This window comes from Streptomyces sp. NPDC058964, from assembly GCF_042741275.1.
Taxonomy (GTDB): domain Bacteria; phylum Actinomycetota; class Actinomycetes; order Streptomycetales; family Streptomycetaceae; genus Streptomyces.
In genome coordinates, this window is the sequence record NZ_JBHYKH010000051.1 from 1 (window position 1) to 19972 (window position 19972).

19 protein-coding genes, 1 pseudogene and 1 riboswitch are annotated in these 19972 nt (G+C 70.7%); of the genes and pseudogenes, 12 read left to right on the forward strand and 8 right to left on the reverse strand.

Annotated elements, in window-relative coordinates; genetic code table 11:
• Nucleotides 1-98: 98 nt before the first annotated feature.
• Nucleotides 99-572 (reverse strand): GNAT family N-acetyltransferase, encoded by a 474-nt coding sequence (locus ACFW2E_RS09490; RefSeq protein ID WP_384463889.1) that lies wholly within the window; start codon nucleotides 570-572, stop codon nucleotides 99-101.
• A gap of 68 nt (nucleotides 573-640) precedes the next feature.
• Nucleotides 641-1225 (reverse strand): flavin reductase family protein, encoded by a 585-nt coding sequence (locus tag ACFW2E_RS09495; protein ID WP_384463892.1) that lies wholly within the window; start codon nucleotides 1223-1225, stop codon nucleotides 641-643.
• Between the two features lie 360 nt (nucleotides 1226-1585).
• On the opposite strand from ACFW2E_RS09495, the gene cdgB reads away from it, so the two are divergent.
• The 3 genes from cdgB to ACFW2E_RS09510 all read left to right on the forward strand — a co-directional run bounded on the left by cdgB (nucleotide 1586) and on the right by ACFW2E_RS09510 (nucleotide 4723).
• Nucleotides 1586-3238 carry a diguanylate cyclase CdgB gene (cdgB, locus tag ACFW2E_RS09500; protein ID WP_384463895.1) on the forward strand — a complete coding sequence of 551 codons (1653 nt, stop codon included), beginning with the start codon at nucleotides 1586-1588 and terminating at the stop codon, nucleotides 3236-3238.
• 118 nt (nucleotides 3239-3356) lie between these two features.
• On the forward strand, nucleotides 3357-4292 hold the full coding sequence (locus tag ACFW2E_RS09505; RefSeq protein ID WP_384463898.1) for a carbohydrate-binding protein: 936 nt from the start codon (nucleotides 3357-3359) through the stop codon (nucleotides 4290-4292).
• A 101-nt stretch (nucleotides 4293-4393) separates the two neighbouring features.
• Nucleotides 4394-4723, forward strand: coding sequence for a peptidase inhibitor family I36 protein (locus ACFW2E_RS09510; protein ID WP_384463901.1), 330 nt, complete (start codon nucleotides 4394-4396; stop codon nucleotides 4721-4723).
• A gap of 74 nt (nucleotides 4724-4797) precedes the next feature.
• Here the strand turns inward: ACFW2E_RS09510 and ACFW2E_RS09515 are convergent, their stop codons facing one another.
• The 3 genes from ACFW2E_RS09515 to ACFW2E_RS09525 all read right to left on the reverse strand — a co-directional run bounded on the left by ACFW2E_RS09515 (nucleotide 4798) and on the right by ACFW2E_RS09525 (nucleotide 7921).
• A complete protein-coding gene (locus tag ACFW2E_RS09515) occupies nucleotides 4798-5721 on the reverse strand; it encodes a 1-phosphofructokinase family hexose kinase (RefSeq protein WP_384463903.1) in 924 nt (307 codons plus the stop codon).
• 116 nt (nucleotides 5722-5837) lie between these two features.
• Nucleotides 5838-6980, reverse strand: coding sequence for an N-acetylglucosamine-6-phosphate deacetylase (gene nagA, locus ACFW2E_RS09520; RefSeq protein ID WP_384463906.1), 1143 nt, complete (start codon nucleotides 6978-6980; stop codon nucleotides 5838-5840).
• Nucleotides 6980-7921 carry an ROK family protein gene (locus ACFW2E_RS09525; protein WP_384463909.1) on the reverse strand — a complete coding sequence of 314 codons (942 nt, stop codon included), beginning with the start codon at nucleotides 7919-7921 and terminating at the stop codon, nucleotides 6980-6982. Before ACFW2E_RS09525 ends, nagA begins: the two co-directional genes overlap by 1 nt.
• A 164-nt stretch (nucleotides 7922-8085) precedes the next feature.
• Here ACFW2E_RS09525 and ACFW2E_RS09530 point away from each other — a divergent pair, with 164 nt between their 5' ends.
• The 3 genes from ACFW2E_RS09530 to otsB all read left to right on the forward strand — a co-directional run bounded on the left by ACFW2E_RS09530 (nucleotide 8086) and on the right by otsB (nucleotide 10538).
• Nucleotides 8086-9333, forward strand: a complete 1248-nt coding sequence (locus tag ACFW2E_RS09530) for an extracellular solute-binding protein (RefSeq protein ID WP_384463912.1) — start codon at nucleotides 8086-8088, stop codon at nucleotides 9331-9333.
• A gap of 33 nt (nucleotides 9334-9366) precedes the next feature.
• On the forward strand, nucleotides 9367-9600 hold the full coding sequence (locus ACFW2E_RS09535; protein WP_384463915.1) for a DUF3263 domain-containing protein: 234 nt from the start codon (nucleotides 9367-9369) through the stop codon (nucleotides 9598-9600).
• Nucleotides 9601-9671: 71 nt separating this feature from the next.
• On the forward strand, nucleotides 9672-10538 hold the full coding sequence (gene otsB / locus ACFW2E_RS09540; protein WP_384463918.1) for a trehalose-phosphatase: 867 nt from the start codon (nucleotides 9672-9674) through the stop codon (nucleotides 10536-10538).
• Here the strand turns inward: otsB and ACFW2E_RS09545 are convergent.
• Together ACFW2E_RS09545 and ACFW2E_RS09550 are read right to left on the reverse strand one after the other, a co-directional pair.
• Nucleotides 10526-11959 (reverse strand): trehalose-6-phosphate synthase, encoded by a 1434-nt coding sequence (locus ACFW2E_RS09545; protein ID WP_384463921.1) that lies wholly within the window; start codon nucleotides 11957-11959, stop codon nucleotides 10526-10528. The genes otsB and ACFW2E_RS09545 overlap by 13 nt on opposite strands.
• An 84-nt stretch (nucleotides 11960-12043) precedes the next feature.
• Nucleotides 12044-12988: a glucosyl-3-phosphoglycerate synthase gene (locus ACFW2E_RS09550; RefSeq protein ID WP_384463924.1), complete on the reverse strand. Its 945-nt coding sequence runs from the start codon at nucleotides 12986-12988 to the stop codon at nucleotides 12044-12046.
• A 158-nt stretch (nucleotides 12989-13146) separates the two neighbouring features.
• Nucleotides 13147-13288: riboswitch (SAM riboswitch) on the forward strand.
• A 17-nt stretch (nucleotides 13289-13305) separates the two neighbouring features.
• On the opposite strand from ACFW2E_RS09550, the gene thrC reads away from it, so the two are divergent.
• The 4 genes from thrC (at nucleotide 13306) to groL (ending at nucleotide 17511) form a co-directional block, all read left to right on the forward strand.
• Nucleotides 13306-14589: a threonine synthase gene (gene thrC / locus ACFW2E_RS09555; RefSeq protein WP_384463927.1), complete on the forward strand. Its 1284-nt coding sequence runs from the start codon at nucleotides 13306-13308 to the stop codon at nucleotides 14587-14589.
• Nucleotides 14586-14861: a MoaD/ThiS family protein gene (locus ACFW2E_RS09560; protein ID WP_384463930.1), complete on the forward strand. Its 276-nt coding sequence runs from the start codon at nucleotides 14586-14588 to the stop codon at nucleotides 14859-14861. The genes thrC and ACFW2E_RS09560 overlap by 4 nt, the downstream gene beginning before the upstream one ends.
• A gap of 431 nt (nucleotides 14862-15292) precedes the next feature.
• The gene (locus ACFW2E_RS09565) at nucleotides 15293-15499 is read left to right on the forward strand and encodes a cold-shock protein (protein WP_019057200.1); all 207 of its coding nucleotides are present in this window, start codon (nucleotides 15293-15295) and stop codon (nucleotides 15497-15499) included.
• A gap of 389 nt (nucleotides 15500-15888) precedes the next feature.
• Nucleotides 15889-17511, forward strand: a complete 1623-nt coding sequence (gene groL / locus ACFW2E_RS09570; RefSeq protein ID WP_384463934.1) for a chaperonin GroEL — start codon at nucleotides 15889-15891, stop codon at nucleotides 17509-17511.
• Between the two features lie 73 nt (nucleotides 17512-17584).
• On the opposite strand, the gene ACFW2E_RS09575 is transcribed toward groL, so the two are convergent.
• Nucleotides 17585-18361, reverse strand: a complete 777-nt coding sequence (locus ACFW2E_RS09575; protein WP_384463937.1) for a class I SAM-dependent methyltransferase — start codon at nucleotides 18359-18361, stop codon at nucleotides 17585-17587.
• Between the two features lie 43 nt (nucleotides 18362-18404).
• Here ACFW2E_RS09575 and ACFW2E_RS09580 point away from each other — a divergent pair, with 43 nt between their 5' ends.
• Both ACFW2E_RS09580 and ACFW2E_RS09585 read left to right on the forward strand, forming a co-directional pair.
• A complete protein-coding gene (locus ACFW2E_RS09580) occupies nucleotides 18405-19532 on the forward strand; it encodes an NADH:flavin oxidoreductase (protein WP_384463940.1) in 1128 nt (375 codons plus the stop codon).
• A 164-nt stretch (nucleotides 19533-19696) separates the two neighbouring features.
• Nucleotides 19697-19972 (forward strand): annotated as a pseudogene (locus ACFW2E_RS09585) (hypothetical protein); the annotation flags it as partial.

Consider the following 19972-nt stretch of genomic DNA (forward strand, 5'->3'; position numbering starts at 1 on the left):
CGGTCCGACAAACGCTCACCCGCAGGCGACTTGACCTGCCCCACCCTCGCCACACCACAACCAACGAACGCAGGACATCTAAGTCACCGGCATTGCGTCTAGCCGAGGTCCAGCACTCCCACGGTCTGGTCCCCGCTGGTCTCCCCGGTCCTTCGGAAGCCGAGCCGGAGGTAGAACTCCTCCGGGCCCGCCGGGCCGGGGTGCCAGGTGACGTACAGCCGCCGGCCGCCGCGGCGGCGGATCTCGGCGGCCACGGAGTCGACGGCGAACCGGCCGTACCCCTTGCCCTGTTCCCCGGCGGCGATGTTCAGCCGCCACAGGCCGGAGCGGAACACCGTGCCGTCGCCGAGCCAGTCGATGCCGAGGAACGCCATGAGGAAGCCGACCGGCCGACCGCCGTCACCGTCGCCGTCCACGATGAGGCGCGGCCAGGCGACGCCGGGCGGGTGGACGTACGCCTCGGCCAGGGAGTGCGCGACGGGCTCGACCGCGTGCTCCTGGTCGGGCCGTATCCGAATGGCGAGCGCGGCTTCCAAATTCCGGGGCGTGAGTTCTTCGAGGCGGGGTGTCATGCCGGCACATTACGCAGGCCGTTCACAGAGCGGCCATCGAATTCCGACGGCCTTCCGCACGGTTCCGATTACCCCAACTGCCGGTAGCGGCCCCGGAAATAGAGCAGCGGCCCGCCGTCCGCGCTCGGCACCCGCGCGCTCAGCACGCGGCCGATCACCAGTGTGTGGTCCCCGGCCGTCACCCGCTGTTCGGTCCGGCACTCCAGGGCCGCCAGGGAACCGCCCACCAGGGGGGCGCCCGAGACCTCGCCGCGGCCGTACGCGAGGTCCTGGAACAGGAGCCGGTCGCTGATGCGGCCCTTCATGGCGAAGCGGCCCGCGACGTGGCGCTGGCTCTCGGTCAGGACGGAGACCGCCCACAGGGGCTGCTCCGCGAGCAGGTCGTCCATGCGCGACCCCTCGCGCAGGCTGACCATGACCAGCGGCGGGTCCAGGGAGACCGACATGAAGGAGGTGGCGGTCATGCCGACGTCCTCGCCGCCGGGCGCCAGGGGGTCGTCCGGGTCCAGCGGCGGCTCCTGCGCGGTCACCAGGACCACGCCCGCGGCCAGCCGGGACATGGCGGCCCGGAACTCGTCGTTGCTCACCCCCTCAGGATGCCGGGGAGCGGACGCGGGGGTGGGGGAAGGCGGGGCAGGGGGAGTGTTCAGCACGCCGAAACGCTAGTCTCCGCTCCGTGCACACCGCATCGGACCCCGGTCCGAGCCGGGTCCTACGACCACCGACGGATCCGCGGGGGCCGCAGGGCTCACCCCTCGTGCATCATGTCCACACACGCGCAAAGCCCTCGTTCGGTAAACGCACAGGGAAAACGCAGAATCTCCACTCAATTGTTCACGTTCTGCTGTGACTTGAGTCACAAGGGCCATTAATTGTTGACCCTGTGTACCGAGTGGGCAGCGCGCTGTGATTCAGTGGCGGGGAAACCTGCAAGAGCACGGCAAGGGCACCACCGAAAAGTAGCGCCGAAGAGAACCCTTGATTCGCTGCGAGGTCTCGGGGGGAGGGCGAGCATGGAGACCGAGTCGGAGCCGTATGTCCGCCTTGCGTCCCTGCGGCAGCTGCACCAGGTCATGGCCGACATGAACACGGCGCGCAGTCTGGCGGACACACTGCAGACGGTCGCCGACGGCGCGGTCAACGCCCTCGGGTACGAGATGGCGTGCGTCAACCTCGTGCGCCCCGACGGCGACCTCGTCGTCGCCGCGTTCTCCGGCAACTCCGCGGCCGAGGCCCTCATCACCGGACGCGTCGGCTCCCGCGAGTCCTGGGAGCGCCGTCTGAACATGGGCGAGGCCTGGGGCGACCTGCGTTTCATACCGCACACCGAGGGCTGGGTGCTCGACGAGGACGACGTACCGCAGTGGTACACCGACGGCCCCGCGCCCCGCTTCGAGGACGAGTGGCACCCCTCCGACCGGCTCTTCGCGCCCATGTACACGCCCGGCGTCCAGGGCGGCTCCTCCGGTGAACTGCTCGGCGTGATCTCCGTGGACCGGCCGCGCAACGGCCGCCACCCCGGCGCGTGGGGGCGCGAGGCGCTCCAGATGTACGCGTTCCAGGCGGCCATCGCGATCAGCAACGCGCGTCTCAGGGCCAATATGCAGCGCGCCCTGGTACGCCTGGAGCGCGAGCAGCAGGCACTGCGCGCCAGCGAGGAAAGCTTCCGGCAGGCGTTCGAGTACGCACCCTCCGGCATGGCCATCGCCGAGATGGGCGGTGACCAGCACGGCCGGATCCTGCGCACCAACGACGCCCTGTGCCGGCTGCTCGGCCGCCCCGCCTCCGCGATGCGCCGCTACTCCTTCTCCGATCTCGTCCACCCCGAGGACGTAGGCACCCTGCTGCGGACCTCCGCCGAGGGCGGGCGCGCGGAACTGCGGCTCGGCCGCCGGGACGGCAGCTACGTCTGGGTCTCCCTGCGCAACAGCGTCGTCGCCGACGCGGCGGACGGACCCCGCTTCCTGCTGACCCACGTCGAGGACATCGAGGAGCGCAAGCGCCGCGAGCTGCAGCTCGCCCACCGCGCCTCCCACGACTCCCTCACCGGCCTGCCCAACTCCGCCGAGCTGCGCTCGCGCCTGTCGTCGCGGCTGTGCCAGCGGGCGGCGCACGCCGGCGAGACGGAGTCCCTGGACGCGGCCTACGGCCACCCCGCCTTCGACGTCAACGGTCACGGCTTCGACTTCGCGGCGGTCGCGCAGTCGTACGACGGCTACGACCACCATGTGCACACGATCGCTCCCGAGGGGGAGCTGGACGACGGCACCAAGGGCCTCGCTGTTCTCTTCTGCGACCTCGACGGCTTCAAGTCGATCAACGACAGGTTCGGGCACAACGCCGGCGACGCGGTCCTGATCGAGGTCGCCCGGCGGCTCACCCGGGGGGTGCGCGACGGCGACACCGTGGCCCGGCTGGGCGGCGACGAGTTCGTGATCCTCGCCGACGGGCTCGGCAAGGCCGACGCGCAGGACCTGGCCGTACGCCTGCGCAACGAGATCATCCAGCCGATCCGGGCGGAGGGCCGGGCGGTCCGGGTGGGCGCCAGTTTCGGCATCGGGTGGGCACACTGCGGCATGACCGCGGACGAAGTGTTGAAATCCGCTGACGAACGGATGTACGTCGAGAAACGATCTCGTCCCAAACAACATCGTCGAGCCGGATGATCCGCAGGTCAGTGAGCTGAAGCGGTCCGAGTCACCCGTTTGGGCCAGCGAGAACGGGTACGCTCGACATTCGTTACCTGTACCGCATCCGCCCGCACCTGTTGAGGAGTACCAAGGGATGACGCCCGGCGACAACGGCGCGAGCACGCCCGAGGACGACGACCCGTTCGGCTATCTGTATGCCGACGGTCAGGCCAGAGGCGCCCAGCCGCCGTCCGGCGGCTACGGCTACCCGAACTCGGTCAGCAGGGTGCGTGCGGTCGGCGAGCGCACATACGGCGGGCAGCAGGCGCAGTACGGCCAGACCGTCCCGCAGCAGCAGGGCGCCTACGGCCAGCCGAACGCGCACTACCAGGCCCCGGAGACCCTCCCGGGCGGCGCGCCGACCACCCAGCAGCCGCTGCCGACCGCCAGGGGCGCAGGCGGCCGTGGCCGCGGCCCGAACACCAAGGGGCTGCTGATCGGCGCCGTCGCGGTGGTCGCCGCCGTCGTCATCGGCATCAGCGTGGCCATGATCAACGGCAACTCCGACGACGGCAAGAAGGGCAACCAGGCGGACGCCTCCCCGACCCAGTCCCAGAGCGCCTCGCCCAAGCCCTCCAGCACCAGCTCGGTCTCCAGCTCGGGCGAGCTCCCGAAGATCGACGCGAAGGCGCTGCGACTGGAGGGCGGGACCACCACCGCGTCCGAGTTCAAGGGCGCCAAGGCCGACGGCGGCGTCTATGTGACCGGCTTCAACCAGGTCGGGGCGAAGGTCACCTGGACCGTGGACGGCATCGAGAAGGCCGGCTCCTACCGGCTGTACGTGCAGTACGGCGTCCCGGGCACGGACGCCGACGCGACGCTGTTGATCAACGGCAAAGCCAATACGCAGCCGCTGAACATGAAGAACTTCGGCGGCACGCCCGCGGGTGACTGGGAACAGGGCTGGAAGAACACCTGGGCCAACGTCAACCTGACCAAGGGCACCAACACGATCGAGATCGCATGCAACCAGGGCAACCAGTGCAACGCCGTCCTGGACCAGTTGTGGCTCACAGGCAAGAACGGGTGAGCGGCGGCCGCGGTTGGCGGAAAAATCCGTGTCCGACTGTGTGAAGATCGCGAAAACTGACTGCGACCACTCGAAACACCAGCAACGGGAGCAGTTCACACATGAGGAAGCGCCTTTTTGCGCTGGCCGGAGTCGCAGTAGCGGCAGCCCTTCCGCTCACAGCTCAGCCGGCATCAGCGTCGTCCGTCTGCGCGAGCGGAGCGGTGTGCACCTGGCCCAAAGCGCACTTCGGGGGAACCAAGCTCACGCATCACAACCCTGACCCCGGGTGCTACGCGTGGGGCGGGCGCACCATATCCAATCAGCGTAGCGTTCGTATCACGGTTTACAGCGGCGGCTCGTGTACGGGCAGTCATTTCGACATCAAGCCCAAGCACTACTCGGACAACGTTCCCTTCAAGGTCATGGGCATAGGCGTCTGGGGACGCTGACGCCCACGCATAGGGCCTGCGGCCCGAGCGGGTGGGACCGGCAGTGCCTGAGAACACCGTGGCACACGGTGCTCTCAGGCTGCCGTCGGCGTCACCGCCGCCCGCTCCAGCAACTCGGAATAGACCGCGCGGTCGAACTCGCCAGCCGTCGAGGACAGCACCGTTGCGGTGGAGAGTGCGACCGCGCGGGACAGCCGTTCCGGCCAAGGCAGTTGTTCCACGAGGCCGGACAGGAGGCCCGCGACCGCCGAGTCGCCGGCGCCGGTCGGGTTGCCGTGGGTGCGGGCGGGCGGGGTGGCCCGCCAGTGGCCCTCGGGGGTCACCGCCAGCAGGCCCCCCGGGCCGAGGGAGGCGACCACCGCGTGCGCGCCCCGGCGCCGGGCGTCCTGGGTCGCGCGCAACGGCTCGTGGGAGCCGGTGAGTTCGGCCAGTTCCTCGGCGTTCGGCTTGATGATGTCCGGCCGGGCCGCCACACCGCGCCGCAGCGGCTCCCCGCTGGTGTCCAGCAGGACGGGGACACCGATGGTCCGTGCCGTGCGCACCAGCCCGGCGTAGGCGCCCACCGGCACGCCCGGCGGCAGGCTGCCGCACAGGGCGACCGCCGACGCCCCGGCCAGCAGATCCGCGTAGGTGCCCAGGAAGGCGGCCCACTCGGCCGGGGTGATCTGCGGCCCCGGCTCGTTCAACTGCGTGGTGTCGCCGGTCAGCTCGTCGACGACGGCGACGGTGCGCCGGGTCGCCCCGGCGACCGGGACCAGGGCGTCCACCACGCCCCGCGTCTCCGCGAGCCGCTCCCGCACGGCCCGCCCGGTGCCGCCGCCCGCGAACCCCGTGGCCGTGACCTCGTGCCCGAGGGCCGCGAGCACCCGGGCCACGTTCAGGCCCTTGCCGCCCGGCCGTTCGGTGACCTCCGAGACGCGGTGCGAGGCGTGGGGCCGCAGGGACCTCACGCGGTAGGTGATGTCGAGAGCGGTGTTCAGTGTGACCGTGAGGATCACCCGGGCCGACCTCCCTCGAAGTGTGTGTGCCTGCTGTTCCGGGCCCCGATCATGCCAAAGAGACGGCGACCGGCCCAGACCGCGGGTCGGTCACCGTCTCTCTACTGGGGGACGGATCAGGGCAGTTGGGGAGCGACCACCCATTCTCCCCGGCGCATCACGCCCTTGAGTCCGAAGTCGGCGTCCAGGAGCACCAGGTCGGCGTCCTTGCCGGGCTCCAGCGAGCCGATGGTGTCGTACATGCCCAGCAGCCGGGCCGGGCTGACGGACAGGGCCGTGACCACGTCCTCCACCGGGAGCCGGTCGACGGTCACCGCCCGCTTGAAGGCGCGGTCCAGGGTGAGGGTGGAGCCGGCGATCGAACCGCCCTCCACGAGCCGGGCGACGCCCTCGCTGACCTCGACCTCCAGCGGGCCGAGCATGTAGCGGCCGTCGCCGATGCCGGCCGCGTCCATGGCGTCGGTGATGAACGCGACCCGGTCGGCGCCCGCGTGACGGAACGCCAGTTCCAGGGCGGCCGGGTGCAGATGCGTGCCGTCGTTGATCAGCTCGACCGTGACCCGCTCGTCCTCCAGGAGCGCGGCGATCGGGCCGGGGGAGCGGTGACCGAGGACGGGCATGGCGTTGAAGAGGTGCGTGGCCACCGTCGCGCCCGCGTCGATCGCCTGTACCGTCTGCTCGTAGCTGGCGTCCGTGTGTCCGACGGCGGCGATGACCCCGTGCTCCGCCAGCAGCCGTACGGAGTCGAGCCCGCCGGGCAGTTCGGTGGCGAGGGTGACCATCCTGGCTCTGCCGCGCGCCGCGTCGATCAGCTTGCGGACGTCCGCCGGGTCCGGGTCGCGCAGCAGTTCCTCGGAGTGGGCGCCCTTGCGGCACGGCGAGATGAACGGGCCCTCGAAGTGAATGCCGGCGATGTCGCCCTGTTCGGCCAGTTCGCTCAGCAGCCCGGCCTGCTTGACGAGGAGGTCCATGTCGTCGGTGACGGTGGAGGCGACGAGGGTCGTGGTGCCGTGCAGACGGTGGGTGCGGATCGCCGTCAGGACCTCGTCGAGCGAGCCGGAGAAGGACGCGCCGCCGCCGCCGTGGTTGTGGATGTCGACGAAGCCGGGGACCAGCCAGTGCCCCCGTACGTCGACGACCTCGGCGTCCGCCGGCGCGACGGCCGCGATCTTCGTACCCTCGACGACCACACGCCCGTCGTCCACGGTGCCGGTGGGCAGCACCACCCGGGCACCGGCGAGAACCTTGCTGGGGGCCATCAGGCGGTTACCTCCGAAGGGTCAGTGGTTTCGAGGAGATCCCGGGCGAGGAGTCCCGCGCCCAGGCAGCCGGCGGTGTCCCCGAGGGCGGCGGGGACGATCGACGGCAGCTTCTGGAAGGTGACGCGCCGCTGGACGGCCTCCCGCAGCGGTGTGAACAAGGTTTCCCCCGCCTCGGCCAGGCCGCCACCGATGATCAGCGTGCGCGGGTCCAGCAGGGTGAGCGCGGTGACCAGCCCGTCCGCGAGGGCGTCCAGGGCCTCCCGCCAGATCCGGACGGCGTTCGGGTCGCCGGACGCGACGGCCTTCGCGCAGTCCGCGGCATCGGCGTCCGGGTCCCCGCAGGCGGCCGCCCAGGCCTCGCTCACGGCGGCCGCGGACGCGTACCGCTCCAGGCAGCCGCGCTGTCCGCAGGGGCAGGCGGCGCCCCCGGGCCGTACGACGATGTGCCCGATCTCGCCCGCGAAGCCGTGCGCCCCCGCCTCCACCCGGCCGTCGAGGCCGATGGCGCCGGCGATCCCGGTGCCGAGGGGTACGAACAGGAACCGGTCGGCCCCTCTGCCCGCCCCGATCCGGCCCTCGGCGAGTCCGCCGGCGCGCACGTCGTGGCCGAGGGCGACCGGAACGCCGAGCCGTTCGGCGAGCAGATCGCGCAGGGGTACGTCCCGCCAGCCCAGGTTGGCCGAGTAGGCGGCGACTCCGCGTTCCTCGTCGACGATGCCGGGGACGGCGACGCCGACGGCGGCGGCGGGCTCGCCGAGGCGCGCCGCACCGTACGCGCGCAGGTCGGCCGCGAAGGCGAGGATGCCCTCGACCACCGCGCCGGGCCCGCGTTCGCGCCCGGTCGCGCGGCGGTCCTGGTGGAGCAGGTCGCCGCCGTCCCCGACCAGGGCGGCCTTCATCCCGGTGCCGCCCACGTCGAGGGCGATGACATGTCTCACGGGAACAGTGTGGACCTCCGACCCGGGAGAGGTCTAGTCCACTCGCGTGGTGTAGACCTTGGTGTAGACCTCGTGGGGGTGAGAGGTGTAGACCTCTGGGCCCATGAGACGGACTTCGAGACAGCAGGGTTGGGGCAATAGCAGTGCGTCGGCGTAGGGCAGGAATGGTCGCGGTAGTGTCCGCCATGGGCATGACAGCGGTCCTCAGTGGCTGTGGGAGCACGGACTCTTCGGACGTGACCCTCAGACTGGTCGCCGCCGACTACGGGAACTCCGCGGCCGACAGCTCCAAGAAGTACTGGGACGAGCTGGTCAAGGAGTACGAGGCCAAGCACTCCGGGGTGAAGATCGAGGTCAGCGTCTACTCCTGGAACGACGTCGACCGCAAGGTCAAGGAGATGGTCGACGCCGGAAAGGCACCCGACATGGCCCAGATCGGCGCCTACGCCGACTACGCGGCCGCGGGCAAGCTGTACCAGGCCTCCGACCTGCTCTCCATCCCCGTACAGGCGTCCTTCCTCTCCCAGCTCTCCGAGGCGGGGCAGTGGAAGCACGTCCAGTACGGCATCCCCTTCGCGGCCTCCACCCGCGTCCTCTTCTACAACAAGACCCTCTTCACCAGGGCAGGCATCACCCCGCCCACCACCTGGAACGAACTCGCGGCCGACGCGAGGGCACTGAAGGCGGCGGGCGTGAAGTACCCGTACGCGCTGCCCCTGGGTCCCGAGGAGGCCCAGGCCGAGACCATGCAGTGGCTGCTCAGCGGAGGCAACGGTTATACCGACGACGTCGGCACCTACACCATCGACTCCGCGCAGAACATCGAGACCTTCAGCTGGCTCAAGGACGAGCTGGTCGACAAGGGGCTGACCGGGCCGGTCGCGCCGGGCAGGCTGAACCGCGCCGATGCCTTCGCCGCCTTCGCCGACGGCCAGGTCGGCATGCTCAACGGGCACCCCACGCTGATGCGGCAGGCCGCCAAGAAGGGCGTGAAGTTCGGCATGGTGCCCATGCCGGGGCCGTCCGGGGTGTCCAGGTCCGCGATGGGTGTCGCCGACTGGATGATGGCCTTCAAGCAGAACGGCCACGCCGAGCAGACCGGCGACTTCCTCGACTTCGTCTACAACGACAAGAACGTGCTCGACTTCTCCCGCGAGTACGGACTGCTCCCGGTGACCGGCTCCGCGTCGGACGCCATGTCCCAGTCCTCGAAGGACGCGGATCTCCGCCCCTTCCTGGACCAGCTCTCCACCTCCGCGCTCTACCCCGTCGGCAAGACCTCCTGGGCGGCCGTCAGCGCCGACGTCAAGAAGACCATCGGCCAGGCCGTCGCCCGGGGCGGCAGCCCGGCCGCCGTTCTGGGCCGACTGCAGGCGGAGGCGGCGACGGCCGACAGCCGCGAGGCGGGGTGAGCCGTTGTCGGTGCACGGCGCTACCGTTCAGGCATGGAGCGGGAAGAACTGGGCCGGCGCGAGCAGTCCATCCTCGCGCTGGAACGCCGGGGTTTCCCGGGGCCCGGCGCGAAGGAGCGGGCGATACGGGAGGAGCTGGGGCTGGCCCCCGTCCGCTACTACCAGCTCCTGAACGCCCTGCTGGACGACGAGCGGGCGCTGGCCCACGACCCGGTGACGGTGAACCGCCTGCGCCGCGTCCGTGAGGCCCGGCGCGCCGAGCGCTGAGGGCCGCGGCGCTCCCCCGTGCGCCCCATGAGCCATGGGTGCGCCCGCCCTCCCGTGGATAGGGTCGTCGTATGGGCATCCATACGACGGACTCGACCAACCCGATGGACCCGCTGCCGACCCCGGTGACCCAGGCGGGGCGGGAAGGGCTGGAGGCGCTGCTGGCGCGGCCGCGCACCGCGGTGATCGGACTCGACTTCGACGGCACGCTCGCTCCGATCGTCGCCGACCCCGAGCAGGCCCGCGCCCACCCGGAGGCCGTACCGGCGCTCGCCGGGCTCGCCCCGAAGGTGGCCTCCGTCGCCGTGGTCACCGGCCGCCCGGCCGCGGTCGCCGTGCGGCACGGGGGCTTCGCGGGCGTGTCCGGCCTGGAACACCTCGTGGTCCTCGGCCACTACGGCGCCGAGCGCTGGGACGCCGTGAGCGGAACCGTCAGCGCGCCGCCCCCGCACCCCGGTGTCGCCGCCGTCCGCGCCGAACTGCCGGGGTTCCTGGACCGGATCGGTGCCTGGCGGGGGACCTGGATCGAGGAGAAGGGGCGCGCCGTCGCCGTCCACACCCGCCGCGCCGAGGATCCGCAGGCCGCCTTCGAGGCCCTCCGCGAACCGCTGACCGACCTCGCCACCCGGCACGGCCTGATCGTCGAGCCGGGGCGGATGGTCCTCGAACTCCGCCCGGCCGGCATGGACAAGGGTGTCGCTCTCCTCGAGTACGTCCGGGAGATCGGCGCCGAGTCGGTGGTCTACGCCGGCGACGACCTCGGCGACCTGCCCGCCTTCGCCGCCGTCGACAAGCTGCGCTCCGACGGCGTCCCGGGCCTGCTGGTGTGCAGCGGCAGCTCCGAGGTGACGGAGCTCGCGGAACGGGCGGACCTGGTGGTGGACGGCCCGGAAGGGGTCGTACGACTGCTGCGGACGCTGGCGGCTCAGCTGGACTGACCGGGGTCGAGCGCGTGCAGCTGGTCCAGGAACCACTGGGCCGGCGGCAGCGCGGTGGCGGCCGCGGCCAGCCGCTTGGTGCGTTCGGCCCGCTCGTCGGGGGACATGGTCAGCGCCCGGTGCAGGGCGTTCGCCGTGCCCCCGATGTCGTACGGGTTCACCGTGATCGCGTCCTCGCCCAGCTCCTCGTACGCCCCGGCCTCCCGCGAGAGCACCAGCGCGCACCCCTCGTCGGAGACGACCGGGATCTCCTTGGCGACCAGGTTCATGCCGTCCCGGATGGGGTTCACCAGGGCCACGTCCGCGAGCCGGTAGGCGGCCAGGGAACGCGCGAAGTCGTCCTTGACGTGCAGTACGACCGGTGTCCAACCCGGACTGCCGTACGTGGAGTTGATCTCCTCGGCCAGGCGCCGCACCCCCGCGGTGTAGTCGCGGTACACGGCCAGGTCCTGCCGGGAGGGGTAGGCGAAGGCCAGGTGCACGACCCGTTCGCGCCATTCGGGGTGGTCGTCCAGCAGCTGCCGGTACGCCAGCAGTCCGCGGATGATGTTCTTCGACAGCTCGGTGCGGTCGACCCGCACGATTGTTCTGCGGCCCTCGCCGATCTCCGCCCGCAGCGTGGCCATCCGTTCGGCCACGTCCGCCTCGTGCGCCCGCTTGCGCAGGAAGTCCGCGTCCGCGCCGAGGCCGTGCACGCCGATGCGGGTGCCGGAGGGGATGCCGGGGCCCAGGACCGTGTGACAGCAGTCGGTGAACGCGTCCGCCCAGCGCCGGGTGAGGAAGCCGGCGCGGTCCGCGCCCAGGATCCCGCCCAGCAGCTCGGCCGCGATGTCGTCGGGCAGGAGCCGGAAGTAGTCCGGCGGGGCCCAGGGGGTGTGCGAGAAGTGGCCGATCCGCAGATCGGGGCGGAGCTGCCGGAGCATCCGGGGGGCCAGGGCGAGGTGGTAGTCCTGGATCACCACCGCGGCACCCGCCGCGGACTCCTCCGCCAGCGCCTCGGCGAAGGCCCGGTTGTAGGCCTCGTACGACGCCCACTGGCGCCGGAACTCCGCGTCGAAGACCGGCTCCAGCGGGGTCTGGTACAGCATGTGGTGGACGAACCAGAGCACGGAGTTGGCGACGCCGTTGTACGCGTCGGAGAAGACCGTCGCGTCGATGTCCAGCATCCGCACCTGCTGGCCGCCGGTCGCGTCCACGGACAGCCGCCGGCCGGGCGAGCTGCGCACCGCCTCCCGGTCGGCGTCGCTCAGCGCGGCGCACACCCACACCGCGTCCGTGTCCGGCCCGATGGCCGACAGCCCCGAGACCAGCCCGCCGCCGCCCCGTTTGGCGTACAGCGCACCACCCTCGCGCACCTCGTACGAAACCGGGCCGCGGTTGGACGCGACCAGCACCTCAGCAGCGCCGTGCGTGGAAGCCATAGCCCTCAACCTAGCCCGGCCGGGAAACGCTCAAACGTGCGTTCCACCCTGCGAGGGGGCCGTATACAGCCGTTCTCCAGCCGTTCAGGCCACTCTGCGCGAGGCGTACTCCGCGATCTCCGTCATCGGCGGCCGTTCCTCCGTGTCCACCGAGTAGGTGCGTGGCTCGAAACCGTCCTCGCCCCGCTCGAACTGGGTGAGGGAGGGACGGATGAGGTGGCCGCGGGCCAGACGCAGCTGCGCGGTGCGGTAGATCGCCGCCGCCATCCGGCCCAGTGCCTGTCCGTCCTGGTGCCGGTGCTTGCGTACGCCCACGTCGACCTGGGCGAGGGCGTCCAGGCCCACCAGGTGCAGGGCGTCGATCAGCATGCCCAGCTCCACGCCGTAGCCGACCGGGAACGGGAGCTGTTCGAGCAGCGAGCGGCGGGCCGCGTACTCGCCGCCGAGCGGCTGCACGAAACCGGCCAGCTGGGGCCAGTGCATGTTCAGCAGAGGACGGGCCATCAGCTCGGTGACCCGGCCGCCCTGACCGGCGGCTCCGCCCAGCGGCCGGTCGTACATGGCCTTGACCAGGTCGACCTCGGGGTCGGTGAGCAGCGGCCCGACGATCCCGGAGACGAAGTCGGAGGAGAACTCCTTCAGATCGGCGTCGACGAAGCAGACGATGTCCCCGCTCGTGACCAGCAGGGAGCGCCACAGGACCTCCCCCTTGCCGGGGACGGCCGGTATGCGCGGCAGGATGTCGTCGCGGTGGACGACCCTGGCACCCGCGGCGGCGGCCACCGCGGAGGTGCGGTCGGTGGAGCCCGAGTCGACGACGACGACCTCGTCGACGAGCGGGACCTGGCGCATGAGGTCGTGACGGATCACGGCGACGATGTCGCCGACCGTCTCCTCCTCGTTGAGCGCGGGCAGCACGACGGAGACCGACCGACCCGTCCGCTGCTTCGCGGCGAGGATCTTGTGCAGGGGGCGATCGGTCACGGACCAGGAGCGGGTGGCCAGCCAGCGCTCGGCTTCTTCCAGCACAGTCAGCGGCTCCTCACTGTCGTGATCACACCTGGTGACCGTGTGATCCATCTCGCGGTTCGGACGACTATCTCAACTGTCCTGGCCTTCGGTTACAGTCTTGAACAACGCCGATGACCATTGCATGTCGGGGGTCATCGGCGTCCACAACCGCATACAGCTCATCCAGAGGGGCAGAGGGACACGGCCCGATGAAGCCCCGGCAACCCTCCAGTCGGTACTCGTTCTCCAGCGAGGCTCCCGGCTAGGGAAGGTGCCAAATCCGTCTCACGGCGAGATGCGTCGTGAGGAAGATGAGGAGAAAGGGCCTCGCCTCCATGGCTGTGCAGACTGTTGCAAGCACCAGCAATCCCACCGTAGACCTCGGCCCCGCCGCGGCGCTGAGCTGTCGCGAGTGCGGTCATCAGGTGCCTCTCGGACCGGTGTTCGCCTGCGAGGAGTGTTTCGGCCCGCTGGAGATCGCGTACGACTTCTCGGCCCACGACACCGAGGAACTGCGCAGGCGCATCGAGGCGGGACCCGCGAACATCTGGCGGTACGCGCCGCTGCTGCCCGTCCCCGCGGACGTGGCCGACAAGCCCAACCTGAACCCCGGCTGGACCAAGCTCGTCAAGGCCGACAACCTGGCGCGCGAGCTCGGTGTGACCGGTGAGCTGTATGTGAAGGACGACTCCGGCAACCCGACGCACTCCTTCAAGGACCGTGTCGTCGCCCAGGCCCTGGAGGCCGCCCGCGCCTTCGGCTTCACCACTCTGTCCTGCTCCTCCACGGGCAACCTGGCCGGTGCCGTCGGCGCCGCGGCCGCCCGCGCCGGCCTCCGCTCCTGCGTGTTCATCCCGCACGACCTGGAGCAGGGCAAGGTCGTCATGGCCGCGATCTACGGCGGCGACCTCGTCGGCATCGAGGGCAACTACGACGACGTGAACCGCTTCTGCTCCGAGCTGATCGGCGACCCGGCCGGCGAGGGCTGGGGCTTCGTCAACGTCAACCTGCGGCCGTACTACGCGGAGGGCTCGAAGACCCTGGCGTACGAGATCTGCGAGCAGCTCGGCTGGCGGCTGCCCGACCAGATCGTGGTCCCGATCGCCTCCGGCTCCCAGCTCACGAAGATCGACAAGGGTCTGCAGGAGCTGATCAGGCTCGGGCTGGTCGAGGACCGGCCCTACAAGATCTTCGGCGCGCAGGCGGAGGGCTGCTCCCCGGTGTCCGTGGCCTTCAAGGGCGGGCACGACGTGGTCCGCCCGCAGAAGCCGAACACCATCGCCAAGTCCCTGGCCATCGGCAACCCGGCCGACGGCCCGTACGTCCTCGACATCGCGCGCCGTACGGGCGGCGCGGTGGAGGACGTGACGGACGAGCAGGTCGTGGACGCCATCAAGCTGCTGGCCCGGACCGAGGGCATCTTCGCGGAGACCGCGGGCGGCGTGACGGTGGGCGTGACGCAGAAGCTCATCAAGGACGGCGTCCTCGACCCGACCAAGACCACCGTCGTCCTCAACACCGGCGACGGCCTCAAGACGCTGGACGCGGTGGCCGGCACGGGCCTGACCGCGACCATCCGCCCGAACCTGGACTCCTTCCGAGAGGCTGGCCTCGCATGAGCGTGACCGTCCGCATCCCCACCATCCTGCGCACCTACACGGCCGGCAAGGCCGAGGTGACGGCCGAGGGCGCGACCCTCGCCGAGGTCATCGAGGACCTGGAGAAGAACCACACCGGCATCGCCGCCCGTGTCCTCGACGACCAGGGCAAGCTGCGCCGCTTCGTCAACGTGTACGTCAACGACGACGACGTCCGTTTCGAGCAGGGTCTGGAGACGGCGACTCCCGAAGGCGCCGGCGTCTCCATCATTCCGGCCGTCGCGGGCGGCTGATCATTACCTTCGGTAACCGCGGTTACCGAGTGTTCATCCGATTGCCCCCTCCGTGAGAGAAGCGGAGGGGGTAATTCAGTGTGATTGAGCGCGGTACAGTTGGGGAACCCGCTCCTGATCCCCGGGGCGGAAACCCTGGAATCATGCTGCAGGCCCGACAAGAAGTAGCCAAAGTGCTCGGCCTTTATGCGGCTTCTGTTCCTTTTGCGGGGCCCGACTTGCCCCGAATTCAGGCGAATTCTCGCCACATTCCGGACCGGGTGCGTCCAGAATTCTCGTCCGATTGACCTGTTGCAGACGGCAGTTGGACAGATACATTCAGCCGCGGTCGACGCGTTCCGGCGCACGCCCCCAGGCCAATGGGGGGTGAGGTCTGACCCGGATCCGCGAAGTGTGGATCTGTGCAAGGGCCAGTAATAGGGGAGTTAGGCATGGCTCAGGGCACCGTCAAGTGGTTCAACGCGGAGAAGGGGTACGGCTTCATCGCGGTCGACGGTGGTGCGGATGTTTTCGTCCACTACAGCGCGATCCAGATGGACGGATACCGCACCCTGGAAGAGGGGCAGCGGGTCGATTTCGAGATCTCGCAGGGCCAGAAGGGTCCGCAGGCGGACATGGTCCGGCTGGCGACCAGCTGAAGCACGCGTCGACTGACAGCGACGTACTGCCGTTCGTCTTCGAAGGGCTCGTACCTCCAGGGGTACGGGCCCTTCGTGCTGCCCGGGGGCCGGTGACGTCGCTGCTCACGTCGCTGCTCACCTGCGGATTCCCTCGAGCCGCTTGCGCCCGCCCATCGCCCGGCCGCCACCCCTCGAGGAGCCCGCTGCGCGGGCGCTTCTTGCACTCGGGCGGGGCGAGTGCTAATCATTGGCGTTAGCACTCTGAAGGTGAGAGTGACAACGAAGGACCGGGTCGGTGAGGCCCGCAGGCCAAGTGGGGCAAGGAACCACGGGGTCCGCGAGCCGTCCGTCGCGGGCGCGGGCGCGGTCCGAAGGAATCACCCCCAGTCCTGGAGGGACCACTTCACATGGCCAAGATCATCGCGTTCGACGAGGAGGCGCGGCGCGGCCTCGAGCGCGGCATGAACCAGCTCGCGGACGCCGTGAAGGTGACGCTCGGCCCCAAGGGCCGCAACGTCGTCCTCGAGAAGAAGTGGGGCGCCCCCACGATCACCAACGATGGTGTGTCCATCGCCAAGGAGATCGAGCTCGAGGACCCGTACGAGAAGATCGGCGCCGAGCTGGTCAAGGAAGTCGCCAAGAAGACGGACGACGTCGCCGGTGACGGTACGACCACCGCGACCGTTCTCGCCCAGGCGCTGGTCCGCGAGGGTCTGCGCAACGTAGCCGCCGGCGCCAACCCGATGGCCCTGAAGCGCGGTATCGAGAAGGCCGTCGAGGCCGTCTCCGCCGCTCTGCTGGAGCAGGCCAAGGACGTCGAGACCAAGGAGCAGATCGCCTCCACGGCCTCCATCTCCGCCGCCGACACCCAGATCGGCGAGCTCATCGCCGAGGCCATGGACAAGGTCGGCAAGGAAGGCGTCATCACCGTCGAGGAGTCCCAGACCTTCGGTCTGGAGCTGGAGCTCACCGAGGGTATGCGCTTCGACAAGGGCTACATCTCGGCGTACTTCGCCACCGACATGGAGCGTATGGAGGCCGTCCTCGACGACCCGTACATCCTGATCGCCAACTCCAAGATCTCCTCGGTCAAGGACCTGCTCCCGCTCCTCGAGAAGGTCATGCAGTCGGGCAAGCCGCTGCTGATCATCGCCGAGGACGTCGAGGGCGAGGCCCTGTCGACCCTGGTCGTCAACAAGATCCGCGGCACCTTCAAGTCCGTCGCCGTCAAGGCCCCGGGCTTCGGCGACCGCCGCAAGGCCATGCTCGGCGACATCGCCATCCTCACGGGCGGCGAGGTCATCTCCGAGGAGGTCGGCCTCAAGCTGGAGAACGCGACCCTGGACCTCCTGGGCCGCGCCCGCAAGGTCGTCATCACCAAGGACGAGACCACGATCGTCGACGGCTCCGGCTCGTCGGACCAGGTCAACGGCCGGGTGAACCAGATCCGCGCCGAGATCGAGAACAGCGACTCGGACTACGACCGCGAGAAGCTGCAGGAGCGCCTGGCGAAGCTCGCCGGCGGTGTCGCGGTCATCAAGGCCGGTGCCGCCACCGAGGTGGAGCTCAAGGAGCGCAAGCACCGCATCGAGGACGCCGTCCGCAACGCCAAGGCGGCCGTCGAGGAGGGCATCGTCGCCGGTGGTGGCGTGGCCCTGCTGCAGACGACGAACGTCTTCGAGAAGCTGGAGCTCGAGGGCGACGAGGCCACCGGTGCCGCCGCCGTCAAGCTGGCGCTCGAGGCCCCGCTGAAGCAGATCGCCGTGAACGCCGGCCTCGAGGGCGGCGTCGTGGTGGAGAAGGTGCGCAACCTGACCCCGGGTCACGGCCTGAACGCCGCGACCGGCGAGTACGTCGACCTGGTCAAGGAAGGCATCATCGACCCGGCGAAGGTGACCCGTTCCGCGCTGCAGAACGCCGCCTCCATCGCCGCGCTGTTCCTCACCACCGAGGCCGTCATCGCCGACAAGCCGGAGAAGGCCGCCGCGGCCGCTCCGGGCGGCATGCCGGGCGGTGACATGGACTTCTGATCCAACGCGGATCAGCCTGTCCTTTCCGAGGGCGGCACTCCCTGTTCCGGCAGGGGGTGCCGCCCTCGGGCGTTCAGCGGGGCGCGTAGTGGGAGCGGACCGCGGGCTGGCCCGTGTAGTTGGGGCCGGCGGCGGGGTCCGCGCCGACGTAGCGGAAGGGGAGATCCACCGAGCGTCCGCCCCGCAGGGTGAGCCGGTGGTGCCGGGGGCTGTACTCGAACCCGACCGCGCGCAGGGCGGTGACCGCGGTGCGTCCCGCCGCCGAGCCGTCCGTCCAGCGCACCGAGTCCGGGTCGAAGTGCGCGCACAGCAGGCCGTCCCCGGCCGCCCAGGAGGCGGCGCGGGAGAGCAGACCGAGCTGGTCGCCGACGTAGTGCAGGCCGTGGACGCACGTGATCAGGTCGTACGTCCGTGCCGGTGTCCAGGTGGAGACGGAGGCGACGATCTCCTCCAGGGCGGGCGGGGCCGGCCGTGGGACGAGCGGACCCACCAGGTCGACGCCGGTGAGGACCGCGTCCGCGGGCAGGGCGGAGGCGGCCTCGCGCAGGGCGCGGCCCTCGCCGCTGCACAGGTCCAGCCAGGAGGGCGCGGGGCGGCCCCGCAGCCGGGCGAGGGGATCGAGGCCCAGCTCGCGGGCGTAGCTGTTCACTCCGGCCAGGCCCCGCTCGCGGTTCATCGTGTTGTTGGCGACCACGGAGGACCGTTCGAGCTCGGACGGGGACAGCAGCGAGGGCTTCGGCATACCGGCATTCTCGGACGCGGTCGCGTGGCCGGGATCACAGGGGTTCCCCGGCCCGGCCGGAATGGTGCCGGCCGCGCTGGAGTTGTCGTACAGAAGCACTTGATGCATGTGCACATACCAACCGGTCACCCCCCTTGAGGAGCCCCCACACGTGAGCGTCACCGACTCCGCCCCCTCCCGCGCCGCCGAGATCCTCTCCCGGCCGGTCTCGATCAACGGCCTGACCGTCCCCAACCGGATCGCCATGGCCCCGATGACCCGTCAGTTCTCCCCGGGCGGCATCCCCGGTGAGAACGTGGTGTCGTACTACGCGCGCCGCGCCGCCGCCGGCGTCGGACTGATCGTCACCGAGGGGACCTACGTCGGACACGACTCCGCCGGGCAGAGCGACCGCATCCCACGGTTCCACGGCGAGGAGCAGCTGGCGGGCTGGGCGAAGGTCGCCGAGGCGGTGCACGCGGCCGGTGGCACGATCGTGCCGCAGCTGTGGCACATCGGCATGGTCCGCGAGCAGGGCCAGCCGCCGTTCGCCGAGGCCCCCGCCGTCGGCCCCTCCGGTCTGCGCATCGGCGCCACCGAGGCCACCGGCAAGGCGATGGACCGGGCCGACCTGGACGCCGTCATCGGTGCGTTCGCCGAGGCCGCGGCCGCCGCCGAGCGCATCGGCTTCGACGGCGTGGAACTGCACGGCGCCCACGGCTACCTCATCGACCAGTTCCTGTGGGCGGGCACCAACCGCCGCACCGACGCCTACGGCGGCGACCCCGTGGCCCGCGCCCGGTTCGCGGCGGAGATCGTCGCCGCGGTCCGCGAGGCCGTCTCCCCCGAGTTCCCCGTGATCTTCCGCTACTCGCAGTGGAAGCAGGAGGCCTACGACGCCCGGCTCGCCGAGACCCCGGAGGAGCTGGAGGCGATCCTGACCCCGCTGGCCGCCGCCGGTGTGGACGCCTTCCACGCCTCCACCCGCCGCTACTGGATCCCCGAGTTCGACGGTTCCGACCTCAACCTGGCCGGCTGGACCAAGAAGCTCACCGGCAGGACCGCCATCACGGTCGGCTCGGTGGGCCTCGACGGCGACTTCATCAAGGCCTTCATGGGCGAGGGCTCGGCGGTCAAGGGCATCGACGACCTGCTCGACCGCCTGGAGCGCGACGAGTTCGACCTGGTGGCCGTCGGCCGCGCGCTGCTCCAGGACCCCGAGTGGGCGGCGAAGGTCCTCTCGGGCCGCTTCGACGAGCTGACGCCGTACGACGCGGCGGCGCTGAAGACGCTCAGCTGACTTCGAGTCAACCCGCCTGCACGGTCAGGGAGATGCGGAGACCGCATCTCCCTGACCCCATTTCGGGCGCACCGGCGGTCCCCACCGCCACGGCGTCGGCGCCACCGAGTCCCTGCGTCCGATGCGAGCTGGCCGGGGAGTTCGCCCGCACCTGGAACGCGCCGGTGTTCTGCACGACCGGCAACCACGACGAGCGCGAGGCCTTCGCCAAAGCGCTGGGCAGCGGGCACCTGGACCCGGACGGTACCGACCGTGCCGAGGCCGTCCCGGGCCGCCGTGCCGCGCGGGCGGCGGAGACGGACGGGCGGACCGACGCGGACGCCCCGGCGGCCGTCACCCGTACGAGTGGGGTGGCGGCCGCCGGGGCCCTGTTTGCGGGGCCCGCCCGGGCCCGGGGGGCGGATGTAAGTGGTGCCCAGAAGACAACCCCCGACCACCAC